Source organism: Ralstonia sp. VS2407, assembly GCF_052950655.1.
This window is the reverse complement of record NZ_JBRFVG010000001.1, coordinates 55855-79922: the sequence shown is the minus strand read 5'-3', so window position 1 is coordinate 79922 and position 24068 is coordinate 55855. Positions and strand designations below refer to the sequence as shown.

Sequence of the window (24068 nt, the reverse complement as noted above, 5' to 3'; positions counted from 1 at the left end):
CCGCGATTGCCCCGGGGTGGCCCCTTCGGCGCTCCCGCCCGAAATCCAGTGGTGACGAGATCAGGCGATGCGGAACCGCGCCACCGAGTCACGCAGTTCTTCAGCAAGCTGCGTGAGCTGGCGCACCGACTGTGCGGTCTGGCGCGTACCCGTCGACGTCTGTTCCGTGATGTGCAGGATCTGTTCGATGTTCTGCGCAACGTCCGAAGCCAGCGTCGCTTCGTGCGACGTCGTCTGCGAAATGCTCTCAATCAGTTCGGCAAGCTGGCGCGACACGCGGCCGATCTCCACCAGTGCGGCACCGGCGTTATCGGACAGTTTCGCCCCTTCCACCACACCCGCCGTGCTGCGCTCCATGGCGTGCACCGCGTCTTGCGTGTCGGTCTGAATCGTGCGGATCAGCGCGCCGATCTGCTTGGCTGCCTCGGCCGAACGTTCTGCCAGGCGCTGCACTTCCTCTGCCACCACCGAGAAGCCGCGACCGGCTTCACCCGCCGATGCCGCCTGGATGGCCGCGTTCAGTGCCAGCACGTTGGTCTGCTCGGTAATGTCCGAGATCAGCTCAACGATTTCACCAATCTCCTGCGACGATTCGCCCAGGCGCTTGATCCGCTTCGAGGTTTCCTGAATCTGGTCACGGATGTCGTTCATGCCCGTGATGGCGTTCTGCACGGCCTGCTGGCCTTGCTCGGCAGCGGCCAGCGAGGCGCGTGCAACGTTGGCCGATTCGGCTGCGCCGCGCGAGACCTGCGTAATGCGGTCTGCCATCTCCACCACCGACTGGCCGGTCTGGCGAATCTGGCGCGATTGTTCTTCCGATGCGGCCACCAGGCTTTCCGACGTGGTCTGCACCGCCGACGATGCCTGCGTCACCTGCTCGGCCGTCTGCTGCACCCGGCCGACCAGCTCGCGCAGTTCTTCCACGGTGTAGTTCACCGAGTCGGCAATGGCGCCGGTGATGTCTTCCGACACGGTGGCCTGCTTGGTCAAGTCACCGTCTGCAATGTCCTGCAGCTCGTTCATCAGACGCAAAATTGCAGCCTGGGTGGAATCGTTGTTGCGCTTTTCCACCATCCGGCGCTCTTCAGCCTCACGCTGACGGGCTTCTGCTTCCATCGTACGCACGCGCGAATCGCGCAGGTACAGGGCGGCTAGGCCGGCCAGGCAGACCACGGTCAGAATGGCCGACAGCACCACCGCACCGAGCGTCACCGGACGGCTGCGCACGCTGCCGGCATAGGCCGACTGCAGGTCCGACAGGTCGGCACGGAGCTTTTCGTTGTCGTTGAAGATCTGCTGCTGGGCGCGCTTGGCGGCAATCAGGCCCGGCAGGTTTTCAAGAATGATCTGTGTGGTCTTCTGCACGTTGTCGAAGCGGGTCGACAGCTCTTGCAGGTAGCCCTTCGTCTCGGCATCGGTGGCGGCCGACAGGCGCAGCGCTTCCGAGCCGTTGAGCAGGCCGTTCAGGGTTTCGCGGAAGGTGTTGGTGTCCTTACCGAGCAGGAACGCCGTTTCCGGGTTCACGCCTTCGCCGGCCAGGAACTCGTTCATGTTCTTACCCAGACGCTGCGTCAACATCACCAGCTGCGACGAGGCGGCCACTTCACGGGCCGGCGCGTTGGTCTGCAGCTTCATCGACGAGATCTGCTCGGCTTCTTCCAGCAGCTCGGGGTTCGACGCGTTGAACACGTTCAGCGTCTTACCCACCGCCACCAGCGTCTTTTCCTGCGCCAGGATGGCCTGGGCACTCTTGTCGCTGCGCTTCCACTCTTCGATCGACTTGTCGAGCAGCGCTTCGGCCTCGCCACCCGAGGCGCGCACGCCGCGCTCGGAGCTGCCGTTCTTCAACGCCTCGAGGTTCTCCTGCAAGCGCGCACGGCTCTCCTTGAGCTGGGTGAATGCGTTGGCGTTACCCAGCAGCGCCACCGGCACTGCCTTGGCCAGACGCTGCGAGTGCATCAGCGTGTCACCGGCAATTTCAATCTGCACCGAACCGTTGTTGGCCTGGCGGTTATCCAGGTACACCGAGATCAGCAGGGCCAGCAGACCAACCACCAGGCCGATCGTGAAGACACGCTGCTGCGCGGCAAACGGCACGCGCTCCATCCAGCCAACCACGGCATCCATGGGCGAGCGGCCCAGTTGCGTGGGCGGCCCAGCGGGATTGTCGTCATCCGTATGGGGCGCATTGTCCAACTGCGCCAACTGCACGGAAGCCGCCGATGCGCCCTCCACTGCAACCTCCGGCGCCCCTGCCTCTGCGGCACGGCGACCTGCGTTGAACCACTTGAACCCCATAGGACCCTCTTGTCTTGTCGATGCTGCCGTCTCGTTCTATCGAGATCAGCCGCATGGATTTCCCGTCCGCGTCCGCGCCTTGTTCTAACCGGCGTGGTACGCACCTTCGGCGGTGCCTGTGAATACACTTGGCCACCTGGCGCGCCCTGTTGCGCGCGCCATGCACCGCCTCTTGCCCCTGCGCACCCCGCTCCCGTTGCGGCGTGCCCAATCTTTTCTTGTTTGCTCTACGGCTCTACGGCCTGATTCCCCAATCGCTTTATGCGCGGCTGCGGCCAACCTGCAGGAACGCCGGATCGGCCAGCAACTGCCGCACGTCCAGTTCACGCCACTGCGTGCCGTGCACGTCGCGCCAGGCACGGCCCAGCCAAGGACGCCCCTCTTCCACGGTGGCTTCCGCAGGCTGCAGGTCGCTCAGGCTGCGCAGCCCCGCCACGCGCGGCACAACGATTGCGCACGCCCGCTGCGGGTCTTTGGACAGCACCACGATCTTGGCGCCCGCGCCACTACCCGTCGGCGCTTCACCGCAGAACAGGCCGAAATCGATCACGCCCAGCAGGTTGCCGCGCGCATTCACGAGACCGAGGTACCACGGCTGCGTGAGCGGCACGCGTGCGGGCGGCTGGTAGTCCAGCACCTCGCCGGTTTCCGTCAGGGACAGCAGCCAGTGGTGCTCGCCGATCTGCACGCCCAGAAAGCCTTCCGTCGACGACTTGGCGCGCGCCTCTTGCAGGCGGCGGGCCAGCATCGCCTGGTATTCGTGCAGGCGCTGGCGGGAGGTCAGGTTGGTGCGCTGTTCGTTCACGTCTGGCTCATGTCCGGTGCTGGTTCTTTGCTGCGCGCGGTCTCGACGTCGCGCTTCTAAACGAACTGCCGCAGGATCACTGCGCCAGCTTGGCGATCTTCTCGAGCAGCTCTTCGGCCTTGACCGGCTTGACGATGTAGTCCGATGCGCCCTGACGCATGCCCCACACGCGATCGGTCTCCAGGCCCTTGGTCGTGCACATGATCACGGGGATGCCCTGGAAGCGCTCGTCCTTCTTGATGGCGCGGGTCGCCTGGTAGCCGTTCTGGCCCGGCATCACCACGTCCATCAGGATCAGGTCGAACGTTTCGGCTTCGAGCTTGGTCATGGCCTGCTCGCTATCGGCAGCGACCGTCACCTTGAAACCGTTCTTGCCGAGGATCTCCGACAGATGCAGCGCTTCGGTCGGAGAATCATCGACCACCAACACTTTCTTGATTGCCATACAAACAGTCCTTCGTTAAGAGAGATGCCATCACTGCGCGGCAGCTGGCGCCACCGGCAAATGCGTCTGGACCGCCTCCAGCAGCGCTTCCTTCGAGAACGGCTTGGCAAGGTGGTCCACCGCCCCGACCGACTTGCCCCGCGCACGGTCGAAAATTCCGTCGCGCGAAGACAGCATGATCACAGGCGTGGCATGAAACTTTGGGCTTTTCTTGATCAGCGAGCAGGTCTGGTAGCCGTCGAGATTCGGCATCAGGATGTCGCAGAACACGAGATCGGGCTTCAGGTCACCCACCTTGGCCAGTGCGTCGAAGCCGTCTTCGGCCAGCATGACCTGGCACCCGGCTTGGGTGAGGAAAATCTGCGCGGTACGGCGAATGGTGCTGGAATCGTCGATTACCAGCACCTTGCAGCCTGTCAGGGAATGCGCCAGCGGAGAGTTCGCCAGCGGTTGGGAGTCAGCCAGTTGTTCCACCCGCGCGGATTGCATCATGTTCTCGCAGTGCGCGACCACGGGTCGCCACGACATTCTGACCGGATGGATCGCGGCAAATCGCCACGCAGCGTGCCCTCCAAACGGAAAAGGCCCACGCTGGCGACGACTTCAAAACTACGCCCCCCGGCCCGCTTATGAAGTGTGAAGCTCAGAATTTGACGAAGTGTGACAAGTCACCTATTCGCCGTCAATGGCGTCGGCTGTCCGCCGAGCGCTTGTGGCATGGAAGCGACGAGCCCATTTCATCGAACCGTCACTTCCTGATACTTGGCTGTCAGCAAGAGGGCAAACGCTCACTTGCTGACGGGAGACAGGTCAGATCCGGATCAGATCTGCACCATTTCGAAGTCTTCCTTGCGCGCGCCGCACTCGGGGCACGTCCAGTTGATGGGCACGTCTTCCCACTTCGTGCCGGGCGCAATGCCGTCGTCCGGGGCGCCTTGTTCTTCGTCGTAGATCCAGCCGCAAATCAGGCACATCCACGTCTTGTATTCAATCTGTTGTTCCATAGGGCAAAGCTTCGGTGGGTTCCGTCTATTAAAATGGCAGGCCAGATGGTACCGAATCACGCCCGGGTGCGCCAGAACACGCGCCGGGCAGACACGGTGTTTGATTGCATTCAACCCGTATCTGCGGCAAACCACCACATAATCGCCTCAAAAGTGCCTTTCAACCTTGCCGCAGCGGCGTTCTGCGCGGCGCCTATTGCTCTCAACCGCATCCATGTCGACACCCTCCCGCAGCGCTGCCCTGTTTGAACGTGCCCAGAAGACCATCCCAGGTGGGGTGAACTCCCCGGTACGCGCCTTCCGCTCGGTGGGTGGCACGCCGCGCTTCATTGCCAAGGCAGCTGGCCCGCACCTGTGGGACGCCGACGGCACCCGCTACATCGACTACGTGGGCTCCTGGGGCCCGATGATCGTTGGACACGCGGATCCGGATGTCGTCCGCGCCGTGCAGGAAGTGGCGGCCGACAGCTTCTCGTTCGGCGCGCCCACCGAGGCCGAAGTCGTCATGGCCGAGGAAATCTGCAAGCTCGTGCCGTCGATCGAGCAGGTGCGGCTCGTGTCGTCGGGCACCGAAGCCACCATGAGCGCCCTGCGTCTGGCGCGCGGCTTTACCGGGCGTGACCTGATCGTCAAGTTCGAAGGCTGCTACCACGGTCATGCCGACAGCCTGCTGGTCAAGGCCGGCTCGGGCCTGCTGACGTTTGCCGATACGACGCAGAACGCGCCCTCTTCCGCCGGCGTGCCGGAAGACGTGGTCAAGCACACGATGGTGCTGCCGTATAACGACGTCACCGCGCTGCGCGAGGCCTTTGCCCGCCACGGCAAGGAAATCGCCGCCGTGATCGTCGAGCCGGTGGCCGGCAACATGAACCTCGTGCGTGGCAGCACCGAATTCCATCAGGCCATGCGCGCCCTTTGTACCGAACACGGCGCCGTACTGATCTTTGACGAGGTGATGACGGGCTTCCGCGTGGCGCTCGGTTGCGCGCAGGCGCTGTACGGCATCAAGCCGGATCTGACGTGCCTGGGCAAGGTGATTGGCGGCGGCATGCCGGCCGCTGCGTTTGGCGGCCGCCGAGACATCATGGGGTTCCTGGCACCGCTGGGCAACGTGTACCAGGCGGGCACCCTATCGGGAAATCCGCTGGCCGTGGCGGCCGGGCTCACCACGCTGCGGCTGATCGCTGCGGAGGGGTTCCATGACCGACTGGCGGCGCAGACACGCAAGCTGGTCGATGGCCTGGCGGACATCGCCCGGGAGGCTGGTGTGCCCTTTGCCGCTGACAGCGTGGGCGGCATGTTCGGCATCTACTTCCTCGAAGGCGTGCCGACGAGCTTTGCTGAAGTGACCAAGAGCGATGTTGGGCGCTTCAATGCGTTCTTCCACGCAATGCTGGATCAGGGTGTGTATCTGGCCCCGTCAGCGTTCGAGGCCGGATTTGTGTCTTCCACGCACGATGATGCGATTTTGGATGCGACGTTTGAGGCAGCTCGGAAGGCGTTTAAGGCTGTTTGAGTTTTTTTGTATTTTGGGGATGGGGGTTAGTGGTGCGTCCCCTGTTTCACCCCCTGCCGGGGCTGAAACAGGGATGGACCAACAACAACAAAATCAAACCCGTCCAACCACTTCCCCCAACTCCCGCCCCAACCCCTCAGAAGCCGCCATCATCGGCGCCCGCAACACATTCCGAATCAGCCCCTCGGCGGCAAGCCAGGCCTTCAAGGGCCCCGGATTCGTCTCGGCAAACAGCAACCGGATCACCGGCGCCAGCGCATGATGCAACCGTCGCGCATCATTCAACCGCTGCTCTTGCACCGCCCTTGCCATCTCAACAAAGAGCTCCGTGCGGACATGCGCGGCAGCAATGATCGCCCCGACGCCGCCCGCGCATAGCGTGCCGAACACCTGCGCGTCCTCCCCGGCCAGCACCTGTAACCGCCCATCGGCAATCACGCGCTGCGTCTTGTCCGCATCGCCACCACAATCCTTGATGCCGTGGATGTTCGGATGCGCCGCCAGCGCAAGCAGCGTTTCGGTGTCGATGTTTGCGCCGGTGCGATACGGAATGTCATACAGCAGCACGGGCACGGGCGAGGCGTCGGCCAATGCGCTGAAGTATTCGATGATCCCGCGCTGCGACGGACGAATGTAGGAAGGCGCCGACACCAGGAACGCTGTGGGGCTGTGCTCGGCCAGCCGCAGCATGCGCTCGCGCACCGGCGTCAATATGCTGCCGGGCAAGCCCATCATCACCGGCAGGCCACCGGCGGCGGCACGTACCGTATCCAGCACGTCGGCCTGCTCCTGCTCGGACAGCGCAATGGCCTCGCCGGTGCTGCTGCACGGAACAAAGCCAGCGACGCCCAACGCTCGGTACCGCGCCACTAATGTATACAGCGCGCCGTAGTCGACGGACCGCGCCGCATCATCGGCAAACGGCGTCACGATGGGCACCCAGATGCCCGCATAAGACGGACGTTCGCTGGTGGACAAATTGGTGGATGAATTTTCAAGCACGACAACACTCCTGGACGAATCAACGACCGGTCAAGAACCGTCAGGAGCGCTTCGGGAATGCGGCCCCGCGAGATGCGGGTGTGAGGCAACCGTGTCTAACGTATCGGTCAACCGCTGCTCCGTCGCTCATCTGACGGAACAGCGCTCCGGTCAGACGAGCGGCTGTTTGGTGGCTTTTTTGGCGCGCGCGAGCGTCGACACGACCGACAGGCTGAATGCCGGTGCCGAGCAGATCGACGAGGAACGGGAAATCGCGCGCATGGAAATTGTCAAAAAAGTCCCCATACCGTACTGATGTGTGACTGGAGCGTCAAGCGCATAAGCTAAAGTGCGCTGAATCGACATGAGGCGATGTCAGTCTCATGCCACATTCTTTTCAGACTCAGATCTAGAGGACTTCATGACCCCTGCCCTGACCTTCCGTTCGACGCGTTTTTCGGTGCTGCGCTGGCTGGCACTGTCGCTGGCCGTGCTGGCTGCGCCGTTCCTGTCTGCGTGCGGCTATAACGATTTCCAGGCGAAGGACGAAGCCACCAAGGCTGCCTGGGCCGAGGTGGTCAACCAATACCAGCGCCGTGCCGACCTGATTCCGAACCTGGTGAATACGGTCAAGGGCTATGCCTCCCACGAGAAGGACACGCTGGAAGCCGTGACCAAGGCCCGCGCCGCGGCCACCAGTTTCCAGATCACGCCGGAGGTGCTGAACGATCCGGTTGCGTTCCAGAAATTCCAGCAGGTGCAGGGCGAGCTTTCGAGCGCGCTGTCGCGCTTGATGGCGGTGTCGGAGAACTATCCGCAGCTCAAGGCTGACCAGTCGTTCCGCGATCTGCAATCGCAGCTGGAAGGCACCGAGAACCGCATTACGGTAGCGCGTCAGCGGTACATCAAATCAGTGCAGGAGTACAACGTGCTGGCCCGTAGCTTCCCGACCAACCTGACGGCCAAGGTGATGGGCTATCAGGTCAAGCCGAACTTCACGGTCGAGAATGAGAAAGGTATTTCCACCGCCCCGGCGGTGAAGTTCTGACGAGCTGACGATCATGTCGATGCGTGCGCGTGCCTGCTTGGCCTTCCTGCTGACTGCGGCCCTGTGGCTGGCCAGTGCGCTGCCCGCGCGCGCGCAAAGCGACATGGTGGCCGTGCCGCCGCTGGCTGCACGCGTGACCGACCTGACCGGCACGCTCAGCGCCGAACAGAAGAGCGCGCTCGAACAGGTGCTGGCCGACTACGAACAGCAACGCGGCAGCCAGATCTTCGTGCTGATGGTGCCGTCCACCGCGCCGGAGCCTATCGAGGCGTACGGCATTCGTGTGGCCGATGCGTGGAAGGCCGGCCGCAAGGGCGTGGACGACGGCGCGATCATCCTCATCGCCAAGGACAACCCGGCGTCGCTGCGCAAGATGCGTATCGAGGTCGGGCGCGGGCTGGAAGGGGCGCTGACGGATGCGCAGTCCAAGCGTGTCCTGCAGGACGTGATGGCGCCGCACTTCCGCCAGGGCGATTTTTACGGCGGGCTGTCGGCTGGCATCTCGGCCATCCAGACTGTCATTGCGCAAGAGAGCCTGCCGCCGGCTGAGCGGGCAAAGCATCAGCAATCCGGCGGCGGCTTCGGCGACTGGCTGCCCGTGCTGTTTCCGCTGGCGATCATCGTGTTCTTCGTGCTGAGTGCGGCCATGCGCTCGGGCGGGCGCGTGACCGGCAGCCTGCCCGGGCGGCCGGGCTCGCGCGTGATGATGGGCAACCGCGGCTGGGGCCCGGGCACGATTGGCGGCCTTGGCGGAGGCCTGGGCGGCGAATGGGGACGCGACCGGGGCGACTTCGGTGGCGGTGGAGGCGGCGGCTTTGGCGGTGGCGGCGGTGGTGATTTCGGTGGCGGTGGCGCCTCCGGCAACTGGTAACCGGTGAACGCATCCATGGCATCCACGACCCGACACCCCCACGGCGCTCGCCGTGCCATCACCCACCTGCTGACGACGTCGTCGCACGCCAGGCGTGCGTTTCCGCCGGCGGATCTGCAAAAACTCGAAGCCGCCGTGCGCGAAGGCGAACAACGCCATCGCGGTGAAGTGCGGGTCGTCATCGAAAGCTCGCTGCCGGTGCGCGATGCGTGGGCCGGTGTGTCGCCGCGTCACCGGGCACGGATGCTGTTCGGGCTGCTGGAGGTGTGGAACACGCGCGAGCACGTGGGCGTGCTGCTCTACATCAACCTGGCCGACCACGCGGTTGAGATCCTGGCCGACCACGGGATCGCCGCCAAGGTGGACGCGCACACGTGGCGCACCATCTGCGAGACCATCACGCGCGGCTTCGCGCAGCGCGTGAGCATGACGCCGGTGCTCGATGCGCTGGCGCAGATCAACGACCTCCTCGCCACACACGTGCCTTCCGATGGCACGCCGCGCACCAATGAGCTGAGCGACCGGCCGGTCGTACTGTAACGGCGCTACGTTGAGTGAGGCTGCCAAGCAGCGTCCCAAGCCGGATCTGCCGCCACATCCGTAGCGTTGTTTCGCAAAGATCCGACTGCACGTGCACCTCCACCGCACGTGTTTCAGTTTTGGTACGAAAGCGCACGCGCGATGGAACGCATGAGCAACACGCCCAGGCAATCAGGCGCCTCATCTTTTAGGATGACCTGACGGGCGCTGCACCTCAGGCGTCTGCTTCATGTTCTGCGGTGCCGTCACCCACATCGCCGAGAAGCCGTTACACCTTTCCGCGACGGACATGTGCGTCGTGCGATACGAAGGCACCTGCTACGGTGGCTCCGCATTGCCAGATTTGCGACCCATGTTTCATGAATGCAACCATTCGGGGCCCCTCTGGTTACCCCCGAACCTTTGCACCGCAACAGGAATTTAACGTCACTTTTTGCGTCCGTTTGCGCGATGTATCGCGCACAAATCACCTCCATCTGAGGCGATTTTCAGTGCCCACTGCCGGTATCCGGCACGTATCCAATACGAAACATCCGACCAGCGCCTGCCACTGCAAATACCTTGATTCGCGCTGGAATCGTTGTGGCTCAACGGTTTATCCGCCGTGGCATGGTCGTCGCTCTACTGTCCGGGCCAGCAAGGCCAACCAGTGATCCGGAGGCTCGGCAATCAAACCAGAGCAGCGTGAAACGCCGCCGCCGAGACCGCAGGACAGATTCAAGACGGAGTGCAAATCCAACGGCACTCCGAGGGGAAGCTCAGAACAAAGGCGGTGCAGCGGCCACACCAGATGGCCAAGCACCCGAGAACACGCCTGATACAGCCATTCATAACGGCCTCGGGCAATGCGAGGGGAGTCCACTCGTAGCAGTGAAAGTCGAATTAGAAGTTGTCCGGGGGTAACGTCGGTACGAACCGACGTCAAAGCCAGTCTCGAACAAACGAGACCGCCAGGTTGCCAGGCATGCACCGCACGCCGACAGCCGCATGGTGCATAGAGGTTCCTCCCCCAGACTGCATTTGCGGACGGACGGCTTTCCGCCCTTGTCCGACGGTTGACTTGGCAGTCCATTGGTGGCCGCAACAGCAATGCGCGGCCCCATAGAAAAACGTTGGGGGAAAACATGAACGCGTACATCAACCGCCCATTGCTCTATGTTTCACTGCGTCACGATGCAACGCGTTGCCGCTACCTGGCTCAACAGGGTTGGCAACTGCTCTTCGCCAACAACCGCCGCGACCTTGAAGCGCTGAACCTGTGCGATGAGCCCGTCCTGGGCGGTCTGCTGGATCTGGATTGCGGTTACTCCGACGCCGAATTGGAAGAACTGGAACCCTGGCTTACTCGGCAGAACATTGGCTGGATCGGAGTGGTCGGCAACGGCGACATGTTGTCTGACCCGATGCGCAAGCTGCTCGGCCTGTACTTTGTCGACTACTACAACATCCCGTGCGACAGCGCCGAATTGGCACACGCACTGGGGCACGCAGTCGGCATGGCAAGCCTGCGCCCGGCGGCAACGCTCACACGCGATGCGCTGCGCCCCGATGGCATGATCGGTAACTGTCCCGCCATGCAGAACCTGTTCCGCGGCATCGAGAAAGTCTCGAAATGGGATACCCCAGTTCTGATCTCAGGTGAATCGGGAACAGGCAAAGAACTCGCAGCACGCGCAATCCACTGTGCCTCGCGGCGCGCCGGCCAGCCATTCATTGCCGTCAACTGCGCGGCGATTCCGCCCACGCTGCTGATGTCCGAGCTGTTCGGCTATGAACGCGGTGCCTTCACTGGCGCGGTCAAGCGCAAACTCGGCCGCATCGAGATGGCGCACGGGGGCACCCTCTTCCTGGATGAAATCGGCGACATGCCGCTAGAAAGCCAGACCAGCCTGCTGCGCTTTCTGGAAACCGGCTGCATCGAACGACTGGGCGGCACAGAGTCGGTTGCCGTCGACGTGCGCGTCATCTCAGCCACGCATGTCGACCTGGAAGCAGCCATTGCGGCGGAACGCTTTCGCGGCGATCTCTATCACCGCCTGTGCGTGCTGCGCGTCAAGCAACCCGCACTGCGCGAGCGCGACACCGACATCCTGCTGCTGGCCGAACACATCCTCAACAGCGTGCGCAGCCATTCGCCCGAACACATCAAGGGGTTTTCACCAGCGGCGCTGCGCGCCCTCAGCGCGCACACATGGCCGGGCAATGTGCGGGAGCTGATCAACCGCATCCGGCACGCCGCAGCCATGTGCGAAGACGGCATCATCAAGCCGGCCGATCTCGACCTGCAGCCGCCCGTCGAGCCGTCGCGCCCGCCTACCCTGGCTGAGGCCCGGGAAGCAGCCGAACGTTGTGCCGTAAAAGAAGCCCTGCAACGCAATCATGAACGGCTCATCGACGTAGCTGAAGAGCTCGGCATCTCACGCGTCACGCTGTTCCGGATGATGCGCGAGCACAAACTGCAGATCCGCAAGGGCGAACTTGGGATGGTGTGCGTACAGGGGTAAAGGCAAGGGGGAAAGGCGGGGGCAGAAAAAATAATAGGGGCGGACCATGTCAGTCAGCCAGCAGGATACGGCGCGGGTTGAACCAGCGCCGAAGTCGAGGGGAGCGAGGGGGGGAAGTTGGCAGGGGTCCCGCCGGCTGTATGTTTATGGCGGGGCCCTGCTCTTCCTTGAGTACTTCCTGCTCGGCATGTGGTGGTGGGGCCACCACATCCTGCAGAACACCACCATTCCGTCGCCGGGGTGGGATCTGGCTGTCTTCTGGAGTGCCGCCAACCTGGCCATCACGCACGGCGCGGCAGCAGCTTATGACTGGGGGTTGTTGCGCGCTGCGGAAGCCGCCATCCTGCCGCCCGACATCTTTGGGCCGTTCTCCTATCCTCCAACGTTTCTGCTGCTGATCTACCCGATTGGCGCGTTGTCGTTTGGTGCAGCCACGGTGGTTTTCTCAGGCTGCGGCATTGCGCTTTTTCTGGGGATACTCAACAAAACGCTGCGGTCGGTGCCAGACTCGCTGCGGCTGCCCTGGCTCATTCCGGCGGTTGCGTTCCCAGGCGTGTGGGTCACGCTGGTCACGGGGCAGAATTCGCTCTTCACCGCAGCGGCAGCGGGTGCGGCGCTGGTGCTGCTGCGGCGATCTCCGGTGGCGGCAGGTGCTTGCATCGCCATGTTGTGCATCAAACCGCAACTGGGCATCCTGTTCCCGCTATACCTGCTCTGCGAGCGCCAGTGGCGCGCGCTTGCATCGGCAGCGTTCTTCTCGGTGCTGACTTTGGCGGTGAGTTGGCTCGCATTTGGCACAGCCACCTTTGTAGCCGCCGCAAGAAGCATGGCCATGTTCCGCCACGCCATTGTCGAGAATGGTGGTGTGATCCTGTATGGCGCGCCGACGGTATTCGGCACGCTGCGATCTGCCGGGTGCTCGACCACGGTGTCATATGCGGCTCACGCCGGCGTGGCGATGCTCGTGATTGCCGTCTGCGTTTGGTTATGGCGCAGCGCCTGCCGCTTTGAGTTGCGCGCTGCCTCACTGCCCGTTGCAACGCTGATGGTGCAGCCCTATCTCATCTACTACGACCTCGCCTGGCTCGCTTTGCCGATGGCCTGGCTTGCGGTCGATTTCGTGCGCCACAGCAGCAACCGCTTCGAAAATGCGGTGCTGCTTGCCGCCTGGCTGGTACCTGCACAAGGCCTGTTCGCCGTGCTTTCGCACCGGACAGGGCAATGGGCGCCGATCGTGCTGGTGGCGTTGCTCGCCATCATCGTGCGGCGGGCGCGGGCACCACAACGCGTGATCGCACGACGCGAATGCTCTGACGCTGCAACACCACCCGCAGCCGCGATTGGCGCACACGCATCCAACCCTGCGCAGGGGACAACGGCGTGAACAGAAGCTTTGAGGGCCTGCGCGGCATCGCGGCCTTGTTTGTCGTTGTGCATCACATGTTCTGCGCATGGCCGCACCCGCTTTCTGCCAACGCCTATCTTGCTGTGGACCTCTTCTTTGTCTTGAGCGGCTTCGTCATCAGCAGCGCGTGTGGCCCGCAGCTGTCGAATCTTGCATCGCTGCGCACGTTCATGATCCGCCGCATTGGCCGTCTGTGGCCAACGCACATCGCAACCACGGTCCTGGCCCTCATTGTGGCCCGCCATCTGCCGGCGTTTGGCGAGGCGCTGGCACTCGCCACCATGTCGCAGGGCCTAAACGTCTTCCAGGCCGGCATCGGCAACGCCGTGAGCTGGAGCGCCAGCGACGAAATGTACGTCTACTTTGTGTTCGGTGCGGGTTGCATCCTGATGCGCGGCCGCACCCGCAGGGTGGTATTCGCAGCGTTAGGCTTGACCGCGTGGGCGCTGGCCGCCTGGATCGAGATCGACCGAGCCTGCCTTCTCCAGGGCGGCTGCCTCAGTAAGTTGGTTCACCAATTCGGCTGGCTGCGGTGTATTGCAGGCTTCTTCATCGGCGCCCTCCTTTATGAGTTCCGAGATCGCCTTATTACCTGGGCGAGCCGCCCCGTCTTTCAGGTGACGGCATTTTCAGCAGCGCTGTTCCTGCTCATTTCGGCAGATGCCCTTCCCGGGTCTGCACTGACCGCGCCATTGACGTTCGGCGCGCTGATCGGTGCGCTCATCAGTGATCGCGGCCCCGTCTCGCACATCCTCCAAACGCCAGCGGCGCAGTATCTTGGCAAGGTGTCATATCCGCTGTATCTGGCACATGGCGTCATGCTGCCGCTTGTCGTGAGCATGCCGGCGGACGTCGGGCTCGCGGATCAACTTGTCACTTACGCGCTGTTTCTCTTCTGGGCGTTTGCCGCCGCCCATGTGCTGCACAACTACGTCGAGCTGCCGTTTCGTAACCGGTTCAATGCGTGGTCTCAAATGCTCTCGCGTGCAACGTCATCGCAGGTGCCGCAACGCTAACGCATGGGGGCGCAACTTACTCGGCAACAAACACTTAAACGACGCGGGATACGCCTGCCACATGGTCGGCAAGACAGTCAGCAGAATGCGTGCTTCCTGCAATGGATGCAAAATGACGCCGCATTACCATCAGCAGTAACGCAACCAGCACCGCAGGAAGCACCTGAAGATAGCGGCCGACATAGGCCGCAACAACGCCCTGCACAGGTGCCAGCCACGCCGCAATCAGCAGAATCCACTCCAGACGATTCAACGCTTGGACCTTGGCATCGCGCATCAGAAAGACGATCGGCAGGATCAACCAGACCAGGTCGTAGAACATGATGTAGGGCTGCATCAATAGCGTGGCCACGACGAAGGCCGTTGCGCGAAGCTCGAACCTCGCGCGCTTGGCCCACAGGAAGGTCATGACGATCACGGCAGGCGCAGCGACCAAGCCATGCACAACATAAGCCACGCTCACGGGTAGATCCACGCTGCGGCTCACGGCGAACACGGTTGGCATGCCGAGCCACATTTCACGGCCGCCGTGCTCGACCGCGATCCGGCTGAACTCGGGAAGATACGCTGCAAACGCGCGCCATGCGTCAACTCCGAAGACGGCAACGCTGCCTCCAACGAAGGCCAAGGTGCACAGACCCGCCACAACAAGCGCCTTCCATTGCCGACCGCACGCAAGCGCCAGCGGAAACAGCACGCCAAATTGCGGCTTGATCACCAGTATCGCGATACACAGTCCGGCAACGCCCGCGTTTGCCTCAAGCAAGACAAGCGCGGCACCCGCTGCAGACACTGTCAGAAGCGAGTTTTGGCCCAACCCCAGCGCGACAGGCACCCCCGGGAACGCGGCGAACCAAGGCGACCATGCACGGTCGACGTTGCGATTGATACGCACAAGCATCGCGCCATAAGCGGACAAGCCGAGCACAAAGTAAAGGATGAGGGCAGCCCCGAATGGCAGCAGTCCGAAGAGAATGACTGCCAGCAAGAAGGTGGGCGGATAAGGCCATGGGGAGTAGCCGATCTGGTGTCGCAACGACTCTTCCAGCGGCTGCATCCATTGCGCAGAAAACACGGCTGTTGCGTTGTGCTCCATCGTCACCCGGGCGGCAGACCAGAATACCGAAAAGTCGTAGCCGAGCATTGGCGCTGTCCAGTCGTGCAGCAGGTAAAACCGGATCCCCCAGATCATCAACGCCAGGATCTGGAGCGCCAATGCTGCCATCGCGTAGATGGTCAGGCGACGGGCCAGGCGCCCAGAATCCATTGCCGACATGACGCGCCTCTCTCGCTGGAACACGCCTACCCGCGCTGACCTCGCACCATCTGAATGACGCGCCGCTCACCCGTGAACCGGTTGCGTAGTCGGCGCTCCTGATAGCGGCGCTTCACCAGGTAGATCGGGCGCCCCTTGGCCTCGTCGTAGATACGGCCAATGTATTCGCCCACCACGCCCAGCCCGATCAATTGCAAGCCACCAAAAAACAGCAGCAGCGACAGCAGCGAGGCATAGCCCGGCACATCCACACCCAGGACCATGGTGCGAGCGATGATGTAGCTGCCGTACACGAATGCCAGGCTTGCAATGGCCAAACCGATATACGTCCAGCTCCGCAGCGGCCAGGTACTGAAACTGGTGATGCCTTCCAGCGCGAAGTTCCACAGGCGCCAGCCGGAGAACTTCGACTGACCTGCGCTGCGTGCCTCGCGCTCGTACGGAACGATCACGGTGTTGAAACCCACCCACGCAAACAGGCCCTTCATAAACCGGTGCCGCTCGGGCAACTGCTTGAGCGCATTGACGACCGCACGATCCATCAAGCGGAAATCGCCAACATTCTCCGGCAGCTTCAGGTCGGACAACGTGTTGTGGACGCGGTAATACGCGGCGGCAGTCACCCGCTTGAGAAAGGTGTCGCAGGCACGGCTGGCGCGCTGTGCAAGGACCACTTCCGCCCCCTTCTGCCAGTGCGCTACCAGAGTGGGAATCAGTTCCGGCGGGTCTTGCAGATCAGCATCGATTGGGATGACGGCATCACCAAGTGCCTCGTCAATGCCGGCCGTCAACGCGGCTTCCTTGCCGAAGTTGCGTGTCAGATCGATCACCCGTACACGCTCGTCCGTGCGTGACACGGCGATCAACTTCTGCAGGGTGTCGTCCTTGCTACCGTCGTTCACGCACACGATCTCGAACTGCGTGAACTCGATCGACTCCAGGATCGGCACGACCCGTGCAAAGAAGGACTCTAGCGCCTCGGCTTCGTTATAGAACGGTACGACCAGCGAAAGGAGTTGGTTTCTCTTGTAATCCAACATCATTGTTCTCCCCGTCCAAGGCGCCTTGGCACGCGGCTGCGTGACGCGTTGCGTGTGCGCTCAAGATGAATACGGCGCGCGATATGCGCGAGTGCAAACAGCAATACAAGCGGCATCAGTTGAAAGCCGAGTCGGTCAATCAAGAGCATTCCGCCCAGCGGCAGAAGCCACAGCAGGATGAGCCCTTCACGTTCACCGGGCAGCCACCCATCCCGCAACGCGTAGGAGGCCAGCCAGGCAATGGCCAGACCGAGGAAGGCCAAGTCGTAGTCGTACAGGTAGGGGCTGGCGAGCATGCTTGCCGTCAGCACGGCTGCAGCGCGCAGTGCAAAGCTGCAAGGCCGACTCCAGGCATAGGCGACTGCGGCACAGGCCGTGAAGGCCCCCATCAGATGCAGCACGTAGGCCAGCATCACGCTGCCGTGCAGCATCTTGACCATGGCAAAGAGGGTGGGCATGCGCTCCAGATGGACTGCACCGGATTCCACCGCCGACCGTGCAAACGCCGCGTTCTGAAGAAAGGCAATGAACGACTGCGGCCCGAACGCCATCAGCGCCAGCACTACCAATGCGAGCGAGGTCAGCGCCATTGCAATCAACGCTTTCCAGGCTCTGGCGCACATCAGCGCCACCGGAAACATCACCGCCAATTGCGGTTTCACTGTCAGCAGAGCCAGCAACATGCCCGCGGCGATCGGGCTTGCGGGCCGCTTGGGGCGAGGGGAATGCAGCAACGTGAGCGCCAAACCAGCACACGCCGCCAAGAGCAACGCGTTCTGCCCGGTTGCAAGCACGACCGCAATCCCCGGAAACGCCCCGCACGGCAGCCATGCCTGCCGCAATGGCACGATCCGGCCGACAACCCACAGGAAGCACCCGACGCTCATACTCAGGAAGACGAGCACGGCAAGCCAGTACGGCAGCAGCCCGAAGGGGGCGACGAAGGGCAGAAAGGTTGGCGGATAGAACCAGGGCAACAACCCCTGGGTTGTCGCCACCAGCGGGACGGTTGCCAGCTCCACGTTATGCAGCGCAGCCACATCGTAGGCAGCGAGTGGGTGCCCTTGCAGCACCAACTGCGCGGCGCTCCAGAACACCAGAAAATCGCCGCCAAGCGGAAAGACACCCGCGACCCTCAACACACTGGCGCGAACGGCCCAGATTACAAAGTACGCGACGTAGCAGGCCAGCGCAGCCATCGAGTACACGCGCAGGCGGTCCGCGCCCAACCAGTGGCGAGCACCCGCGGCGGCCACTGGAGACGCCGCCGATACCTCAGGCGCCCTGTGCTTTAGAAGGTTCAAGGCGATGGACATGGCACCCTCACACCCACTTTGCCACACGCCGCACAACAAGCGCCATCATGGCGATCAGAACCAGGGGCCCGATCTGCGGCAGTTTCAGATAAGGATTGGCGTGCTCATAGATCGGCAGCAGCCAGGCCACAACGAGTAGCGCCCGCTCGCCGCTCGCCAGGCCATGGCCACTGTCCTCATGCACACCGTCGCCAACCAAACCGGCAATGGCCAGCCCCAACCATGTCAACTCGTAGTCACGCAGATATGGCGACACCATCAGCGTGGCAATCGCCAGCGCCGCAGCACGTAACTCAAACGCCGTCGTCCGCCGCCAGACATAGGCCATCGCGGCGGCCATCGTCAGCGCTGTCAGCACCTGTACGGCGTACGCACCGTTCACGCTCGCCCCGGCCAGCCGGGCGGCTGCAATAGGTGTTGGCATGCCCCACCACAGGTTGGCGCCGCCCTCGATGAAGCTCGCCCGCACCCATTGCGCGTTGGCAAGGAACGCCGGCACCGTGCGCCAGCCGCAGACCAGCACGCTGACACTCGCAAACGCCGCGGTTGTCAGCAGCGCGCTGGCCAGCGCCGTCCATGCACGCGAGATCACCAGGGCCAGCGGGAACAACAGCGCCAGCTGCGGCTTGATGGCAAGCAAGCCGATCAGCACACCGGCAAGTACGGGGCGCTTGTTCAGGTGATACATCGCAGCACCTGCCACACCGGCTGTCAACAGCGCGTTTTGGCCAGCAAGAATGGTGATAAGCGTTGCCGGAGCGGCCAGCACAGGCAACCACAACCCTTGGCGCCAGGGGTGCTGTGCCCGCGTCAACATGCCGATCGATTTGAAATAGACGAGCCCCGTGCCGGCCAGGAACAGCAGGTAGCTCAAAGTCAGCGGCAACAACGACAGCGGCAAGACCATCAGCAGAAAGGTCGGCGGATAGAGCCAGGGAAGGATCAGCTCAGCCCCCTTTCCCAACGTTCCATGCTCGGCAATCACCGCAGTCAGTTCGCGCACGTCATATGCATGCAGGGGCCCCTGCGTCAGCGCGAGATGGGAGGCCCCCCAGAACGCCGAGAAATCCGTTCCAGGACGCGCCATCGTCACATCGGTAAAGCCATTGCTCGTCCAGGCCCAGCCAAGCAGCAGCACGCAGAACAGAACCAGCAGCGCACCGCTGTACGCCTGCACTCGGGCCAGATCGATCCAGTGGCCGGCAGCATCCTCACCGGTTGCACGAATTGCTGCAGCGGCACTGCGCGTGGCTGGCAGACGCACAGATCTCTGGCTCATGCTGCTCCTCGCGTCGGTTCCGGGTGATGCGCGGCACACGATGTCTGCGCTGCGCTGAGTGGGGCTTCGTCACGCGCGCGACGGCTTCACGCCGCGTGCGGGTCTTAGAGCCCAGTCTTGTTCGCTCACTCGGATAAGGCAAGGGACGGCACGCGCCTGCGGTCTGTGTTGAGCGCCGCCCAAGCGTCGAAATTGCATCGACGTTTCAGCACTGAAGCACGGGGACATTTCCCGCGATGCGTTGTTGCTGCGGCCTTGCTACGCGCAACCATCCAAGCGCTACGCAAGGAGGATCCATCAACGTTTCCATCCGGAAACGTCGCCCGGCCATTGGCACACCGCCAACTGGGGCGCGGCGAAGAGCCTCACGCAGACCCCCAGCCTACCCAGCGGCGATTTCCACCATCCACTACGCTACCCCCCAACCTGTCCGTTTGAATGAGGACACCCCTGCGCTGCGTCATCCCTACGTAGCCTCATCCAAATCGACGGGCCTCGCTACGCGTTTCCCCCTGGCAACTCCGCCCCCGAGAACGCCGGAACCAAGTGTCAGGCACGCGCCCTCGAATTCAGCCAATCGCCCGCAAAGCCTTGTCGCACATGGAAGTGCACGGGGGTGGCCCGGCTTTTGCCTATGCCAGATCGCAGGACATCGTCACCGCCGCCTTGAACGGGGAGCAGCAAGTTCACAGCAGACGGCGAAGCGAAACGGAATCTCCAATTCAAAGCAACGAATTGAAAAAGGGATCGAGAGAAATGCCGACCAACAACACGCTCACATCGCCCATACGGGACAGCACCCTGCGCGACGCCGCCCGGTGCGTGTCACGTGAGTTCCTGCGGGCAGGTGACGGCAGCAAGGGCTGCTGGCCGTTTCATGCTTGTGCCATCTGTGCGCCGCCGACATGACCTCCCTCACTCTGGCTTTTCGAACGCGCATTTTTTCCACTGAAGGAGATTGTCATGAACTACCTCAACGCACTCAAGCAATTCGCCCGTGACGAAGATGGTGTGACCGCCATCGAATACGGCCTGATCGCCGCCCTGATCGCTGTCGTGATCATCGCCTCGGTCAAGCTGGTCGGCACCAACCTGAGCACCGTGTTCAACAACATCGCAAACGCGCTTTAACGCGCTGATGTTGCAAACGCGAGGCTCACCGCATTGCTGCCCAGCAATGCATGCCAAGCAAGTGCAAGCGTGGGTCGCCATGAACGTGGCAACCCACGCTCCAGCAACAACCGGCAGAACTTCTGCCTTAGGCAAAGGGAGATTGTCATGAACCGCTACAGCACGCTTCTACAGCAGTTCCTGTACGACGAACAAGCCGTCACTGCAATCGAATATGGCCTGATCGCGGCATTGATCGCCGTGGTGATCATCGCCTCAGTTCAACTCGTCGGCACGAACCTGAGTACGGTGTTTTCCAACATTGCAGCCGCGCTCTAGCGGACTGCCAACACGGTCAGCTACCAGCGCTACGCAGGAGACCAGCATGCATAAGCCAATCAACCCCAGGAAGTGGCTGCGCGACGATCAAGGCGTTACCTCGATCGAGTACGCACTGCTGGGTTCACTTATCGCGATCGTCATTCTCGGCTCCGTCGTGGCGCTGGGTAGCAGTGTGAAGTCTCTCTACGAAATGATCGCTGCGGCCATCCCGTGATGTTGCTCCGCACCGAATAGCAACAACGCTTGCGAGTCCCGACCTCATTGAACTGAACACGCAGTCGCACCAAAGAACCCGAGGACACCATGAACGACGCCACCCTGCTCTCGTCAATGATTGGCCCCGTTGCCATGGGCGTAGCGCTGATAGCGGCGGCCATCGACGCGCAGCATCGCCGCATCCCGAACTGGCTGACCTTCGGTGCATGGCTTGCGGCGCTGCCGTTGCAGGTAGCAATCCATGGCTTCGGCAACGGCGCCCTGGAGTGGACGTGCGGCTGGCTTACGGGCCTGGCGATCTTCCTTCCTTTCTATCTGCTGCGCGGCATGGCTGCGGGCGACGTGAAGCTCATGGCGGCCGTGGGCGCCTGGCTTGGTGCGTTCATGGCTTTTGAGATTGCAATGGCCACGTTCGTGATCGGTGGCATCTGGGCGCTGGTATTTACCCTTCGACATAAGCGCATGGCGCAGTTGCGCCGCAACCTGCGCGACGTCCTGTTGACGTCGGGGCAGATCAGCAGGGAAGCCGGCGCACCAACGCCGCAAGCCGATGCCTCTTGGTCGGTGGGCACGTTGCCGTACGGCGTTGCGATTGCCGCCGGCACGATTGCAGTCCTGTTTGCATCGGCTTGATGCGCGCAATTTGCACATCTGGGCACGCACTTCGTATTCACACAGCCAAATGGTGATGAAGATGATCGGGGACCAAAAAATCGAGCACACAGAATTCGGGGGCGTCCAACATGCGCCGCGCTCGCTGGAAGCTGTGCCATCGCCCACCGGGCTGGACGCCTCCCGTCGCGAGCCCGCTGCCCCTTGGCACATCCTGCCGCGCACCGTGGCCGAAACGGGCCTGGACATCTCGTTGCTGCTCGGCCTGCTCATGAAAGTGGCCTACCTGCATCGCAGCGCCACGCTGGTCATGCTGATGGACACCATCAAGCTGCCCGCCATGGTCATCAATGAAGTGGCGGCCTACGCCGTGCGCGAGCGCATGCTGGAAGTCGCCCACCGTGGCGCCAACGACCTGGACGTGCGCTTTCACCTGACCGACGCCGGCTATGTGCGCGCGGCTGAGTTCACCGCGCGCTGCAGCTATGTCGGCGCCGCACCCGTCACGCTGGAAGCCTATGTTGAATCCGTTCAACGGCACTCCATCCAGTTCGCCTCGTTGTCCAAGTCTGATGTCACCGCGGCCTTCAGCACGTTCGTGATGCCGCCGGACCTGCTCGACGATGTCGGCGTCGCACTGAACACGAGCCGCGCGCTGATGCTCTACGGCCCTGCCGGCGGCGGCAAGACCTATCTCGCCCAGCACCTCGGGATGCTGCTGCCCGGCGCCGTGCCAGTGCCGCACGCCATCACGATCGCGGGCGAGATCATCCAGATCTTCGACCCCCTCGTGCACGTAGCGCAGGAAGATGAACAGAGCCCCGTGGCCCGACGTCCACTGGACCGCCGCTGGCAGATGTGCCATCGGCCCGCAGTGCTCTCCGGGGGCGAGCTGACGCTGGAGATGCTCGAGTTGCGCTATGACGGCACGACCGGCTTCTATCAAGCGCCCCCTCACATGAAGGCCAACTGCGGCATCTACATCGTCGATGACCTTGGCCGCCAGCAAGTGGGCGTGAGCGAGCTGCTCAACCGATGGATCGTGCCACTGGACCGCCGCGTCGACATGTTCTCGCTGCGCAATGGCGTGCGGTTCTCCGTGCCGTTCGATGTTTGGCCGATCTTCTCGACCAACCTTGAACCGGCTCAGCTGGGCGACGACGCCTTCCTGCGCCGGCTCGGCAGCAAGCTTTACGTAGGCCCGCTCTCGGTGGCCGACTACCGGGAGGTTTATCTGCGCGCTGCGCAGGAACTCGGCCTGGAGAACGCAGATGCCGCCTTCGATTATCTGCGCGAAGCGCTGCACGAAGTCAGCGGCAAGCCATTGCTGGCCTGCATTCCACGCGATCTGCTGCGCTTGGTGGCCTCGGCCGTCCAGTACCACGGCGGGCCGTCCGAGGTAACCCCAGAGGCACTGCGCCGGGCGTGGGACATCTACTTCTGTTCGCACACAGATTTCAAGACAACCGACTCCATGAGTGCGGGCATGGGCTGGCGGCAGGACAAGCAGGCTCGCACCTGAGCCTTGCCGATCCGATCCGCTCTATTGATCTCAGAAGGGGGAACTCATCATGAAAAACGCGCGTGCAATCGTGATGCTGGTCGTCGCATTGGTGGCAGGGATCGCGGCCGTTGTCTCTGCATCACGCTGGCTGTCTCAGCAGTCATCCAGCTCCGTCAAACAAGTCGCAGTGGCCGCCAGCGACATGGATCTTGGCCAACCGCTGGGCAATGAGCAATTGCGCATGGTCAGTTGGCCTGCCGGCAGCTTGCCGCCGGGCACGTTTGACGATCCCAAGGCGCTGCAAGGGCGCGTGGTGCGCGCGAGCCTGCAGAAAGGCGAACCGATCCTGGAGAGCAAGCTCGCACCCATCGGTACCAAGGGCGGCCTTTCCGCCGTCATCGCCGAAGGCAAGCGCGCCATCACCGTGCGTGTGAATGACGTGGTGGGCGTAGCGGGCTTCGCATTGCCAGGCAACCTGGTCGACGTGATCGTCAACACCAATGAAGACGCGAAGAGCGCGAACAACAATAACAACAGCATCTCCAAGATCGTGCTGGAAAAGATCCTGGTGCTGGCAGTCGCACAGCAAGTCAGCCGGGACGACACGCAACCCAAGGTCGTCAACGCGGTCACGCTGGAGGTCACACCCGAGCAGGCAGAGAAGCTCGATGTGGCACGCAGCGTCGGAACGCTCTCGCTGGTGCTGCGCAATCAGGTCGACGTGGCCGCCACGGCAACCGGCGGCGCCACCAAGGGCACGTTGCTGGGCACGCCCGCAGCCGAGCCCACACCCAAGGTGGTGATGGTCAGCGCGACGCGTGCAACCGCCAAGGTGCGCCACGTTGCCTCGGGTCCGAGCCGGCAACGCGACTGCATCGGTGTACTGGCTGGCGTGCAAGGCAGCATGGAGTGCTTCTGACCCGCTACACCTGACAGTCCT

General features: G+C 62.8%; 24 protein-coding genes. 14 read left to right on the top strand and 10 right to left on the bottom strand.

Translation table 11 applies throughout. From position 1 onward, the window contains the following. Positions 1-60: 60 nt before the first annotated feature. The 5 genes from ACU8YE_RS00380 to ACU8YE_RS00360 form a co-directional block, all read right to left on the bottom strand. Complete coding sequence (locus tag ACU8YE_RS00380; RefSeq protein WP_316868510.1) at positions 61-2298, bottom strand: methyl-accepting chemotaxis protein; 2238 nt, start codon at positions 2296-2298, stop codon at positions 61-63. Between the two features lie 259 nt (positions 2299-2557). Further along, complete coding sequence (locus ACU8YE_RS00375; RefSeq protein ID WP_446927868.1) at positions 2558-3103, bottom strand: chemotaxis protein CheW; 546 nt, start codon at positions 3101-3103, stop codon at positions 2558-2560. Between the two features lie 76 nt (positions 3104-3179). Next, positions 3180-3548: a response regulator gene (locus tag ACU8YE_RS00370; RefSeq protein ID WP_004629647.1), complete on the bottom strand. Its 369-nt coding sequence runs from the start codon at positions 3546-3548 to the stop codon at positions 3180-3182. 30 nt (positions 3549-3578) lie between these two features. Beyond that, entirely contained in the window at positions 3579-4076 is a 498-nt protein-coding gene (locus ACU8YE_RS00365) for a response regulator (protein ID WP_045204650.1), read from the bottom strand. 293 nt (positions 4077-4369) lie between these two features. Further along, positions 4370-4552 carry a rubredoxin gene (locus ACU8YE_RS00360; RefSeq protein WP_003261842.1) on the bottom strand — a complete coding sequence of 61 codons (183 nt, stop codon included), beginning with the start codon at positions 4550-4552 and terminating at the stop codon, positions 4370-4372. A gap of 214 nt (positions 4553-4766) precedes the next feature. Here ACU8YE_RS00360 and hemL point away from each other — a divergent pair, with 214 nt between their 5' ends. Next, entirely contained in the window at positions 4767-6068 is a 1302-nt protein-coding gene (gene hemL / locus ACU8YE_RS00355; protein ID WP_446927867.1) for a glutamate-1-semialdehyde 2,1-aminomutase, read from the top strand. A 93-nt stretch (positions 6069-6161) separates the two neighbouring features. Here hemL and dapA read toward each other — a convergent pair whose 3' ends face one another. After that, positions 6162-7070, bottom strand: coding sequence for a 4-hydroxy-tetrahydrodipicolinate synthase (gene dapA / locus ACU8YE_RS00350; RefSeq protein ID WP_446927866.1), 909 nt, complete (start codon positions 7068-7070; stop codon positions 6162-6164). 91 nt (positions 7071-7161) lie between these two features. Between dapA and ACU8YE_RS00345 the strand changes: the two genes are divergently transcribed. The 7 genes from ACU8YE_RS00345 (at position 7162) to ACU8YE_RS00315 (ending at position 14433) form a co-directional block, all read left to right on the top strand. Further along, positions 7162-7365: a hypothetical protein gene (locus ACU8YE_RS00345; RefSeq protein ID WP_232042154.1), complete on the top strand. Its 204-nt coding sequence runs from the start codon at positions 7162-7164 to the stop codon at positions 7363-7365. A 105-nt stretch (positions 7366-7470) separates the two neighbouring features. After that, complete coding sequence (locus tag ACU8YE_RS00340) at positions 7471-8097, top strand: LemA family protein (RefSeq protein ID WP_260802917.1); 627 nt, start codon at positions 7471-7473, stop codon at positions 8095-8097. 13 nt (positions 8098-8110) lie between these two features. Beyond that, positions 8111-8968: a TPM domain-containing protein gene (locus ACU8YE_RS00335; RefSeq protein ID WP_446927865.1), complete on the top strand. Its 858-nt coding sequence runs from the start codon at positions 8111-8113 to the stop codon at positions 8966-8968. Positions 8969-8983: 15 nt separating this feature from the next. After that, positions 8984-9508 (top strand): TPM domain-containing protein, encoded by a 525-nt coding sequence (locus ACU8YE_RS00330; RefSeq protein WP_232042151.1) that lies wholly within the window; start codon positions 8984-8986, stop codon positions 9506-9508. A 1124-nt stretch (positions 9509-10632) separates the two neighbouring features. After that, entirely contained in the window at positions 10633-12012 is a 1380-nt protein-coding gene (locus ACU8YE_RS00325; RefSeq protein ID WP_414560271.1) for a sigma-54 dependent transcriptional regulator, read from the top strand. 46 nt (positions 12013-12058) lie between these two features. Then, positions 12059-13396 carry a glycosyltransferase family 87 protein gene (locus ACU8YE_RS00320; RefSeq protein ID WP_446927864.1) on the top strand — a complete coding sequence of 446 codons (1338 nt, stop codon included), beginning with the start codon at positions 12059-12061 and terminating at the stop codon, positions 13394-13396. Next, a complete protein-coding gene (locus ACU8YE_RS00315; protein WP_414560270.1) occupies positions 13393-14433 on the top strand; it encodes an acyltransferase family protein in 1041 nt (346 codons plus the stop codon). The genes ACU8YE_RS00320 and ACU8YE_RS00315 overlap by 4 nt, the downstream gene beginning before the upstream one ends. A 34-nt stretch (positions 14434-14467) precedes the next feature. Here ACU8YE_RS00315 and ACU8YE_RS00310 read toward each other — a convergent pair whose 3' ends face one another. From ACU8YE_RS00310 to ACU8YE_RS00295, 4 genes are all read right to left on the bottom strand, one after another. Then, a complete protein-coding gene (locus tag ACU8YE_RS00310; protein WP_446927863.1) occupies positions 14468-15709 on the bottom strand; it encodes a glycosyltransferase family 87 protein in 1242 nt (413 codons plus the stop codon). Positions 15710-15735: 26 nt separating this feature from the next. Next, positions 15736-16749 carry a glycosyltransferase family 2 protein gene (locus ACU8YE_RS00305; RefSeq protein WP_260803129.1) on the bottom strand — a complete coding sequence of 338 codons (1014 nt, stop codon included), beginning with the start codon at positions 16747-16749 and terminating at the stop codon, positions 15736-15738. Further along, positions 16749-18005, bottom strand: a complete 1257-nt coding sequence (locus ACU8YE_RS00300; protein WP_446927862.1) for a glycosyltransferase family 87 protein — start codon at positions 18003-18005, stop codon at positions 16749-16751. Before ACU8YE_RS00300 ends, ACU8YE_RS00305 begins: the two co-directional genes overlap by 1 nt. A 67-nt stretch (positions 18006-18072) precedes the next feature. Beyond that, positions 18073-19344, bottom strand: a complete 1272-nt coding sequence (locus ACU8YE_RS00295; RefSeq protein ID WP_446927861.1) for a glycosyltransferase family 87 protein — start codon at positions 19342-19344, stop codon at positions 18073-18075. A gap of 963 nt (positions 19345-20307) precedes the next feature. Between ACU8YE_RS00295 and ACU8YE_RS00290 the strand changes: the two genes are divergently transcribed. The 6 genes from ACU8YE_RS00290 to cpaB all read left to right on the top strand — a co-directional run bounded on the left by ACU8YE_RS00290 (position 20308) and on the right by cpaB (position 24047). Continuing rightward, entirely contained in the window at positions 20308-20475 is a 168-nt protein-coding gene (locus ACU8YE_RS00290; RefSeq protein ID WP_039600933.1) for a Flp family type IVb pilin, read from the top strand. 147 nt (positions 20476-20622) lie between these two features. Next, positions 20623-20793, top strand: coding sequence for a Flp family type IVb pilin (locus ACU8YE_RS00285; protein ID WP_004629689.1), 171 nt, complete (start codon positions 20623-20625; stop codon positions 20791-20793). Between the two features lie 46 nt (positions 20794-20839). Next, positions 20840-21010, top strand: coding sequence for a Flp family type IVb pilin (locus ACU8YE_RS00280; protein WP_024976443.1), 171 nt, complete (start codon positions 20840-20842; stop codon positions 21008-21010). Between the two features lie 89 nt (positions 21011-21099). Next, positions 21100-21645 carry an A24 family peptidase gene (locus tag ACU8YE_RS00275; protein WP_232042144.1) on the top strand — a complete coding sequence of 182 codons (546 nt, stop codon included), beginning with the start codon at positions 21100-21102 and terminating at the stop codon, positions 21643-21645. A 61-nt stretch (positions 21646-21706) separates the two neighbouring features. Then, positions 21707-23146 carry an ATP-binding protein gene (locus ACU8YE_RS00270; RefSeq protein ID WP_232042143.1) on the top strand — a complete coding sequence of 480 codons (1440 nt, stop codon included), beginning with the start codon at positions 21707-21709 and terminating at the stop codon, positions 23144-23146. 49 nt (positions 23147-23195) lie between these two features. Continuing rightward, positions 23196-24047, top strand: coding sequence for a Flp pilus assembly protein CpaB (gene cpaB, locus ACU8YE_RS00265; RefSeq protein WP_260802925.1), 852 nt, complete (start codon positions 23196-23198; stop codon positions 24045-24047). Positions 24048-24068 lie beyond the last annotated feature (21 nt).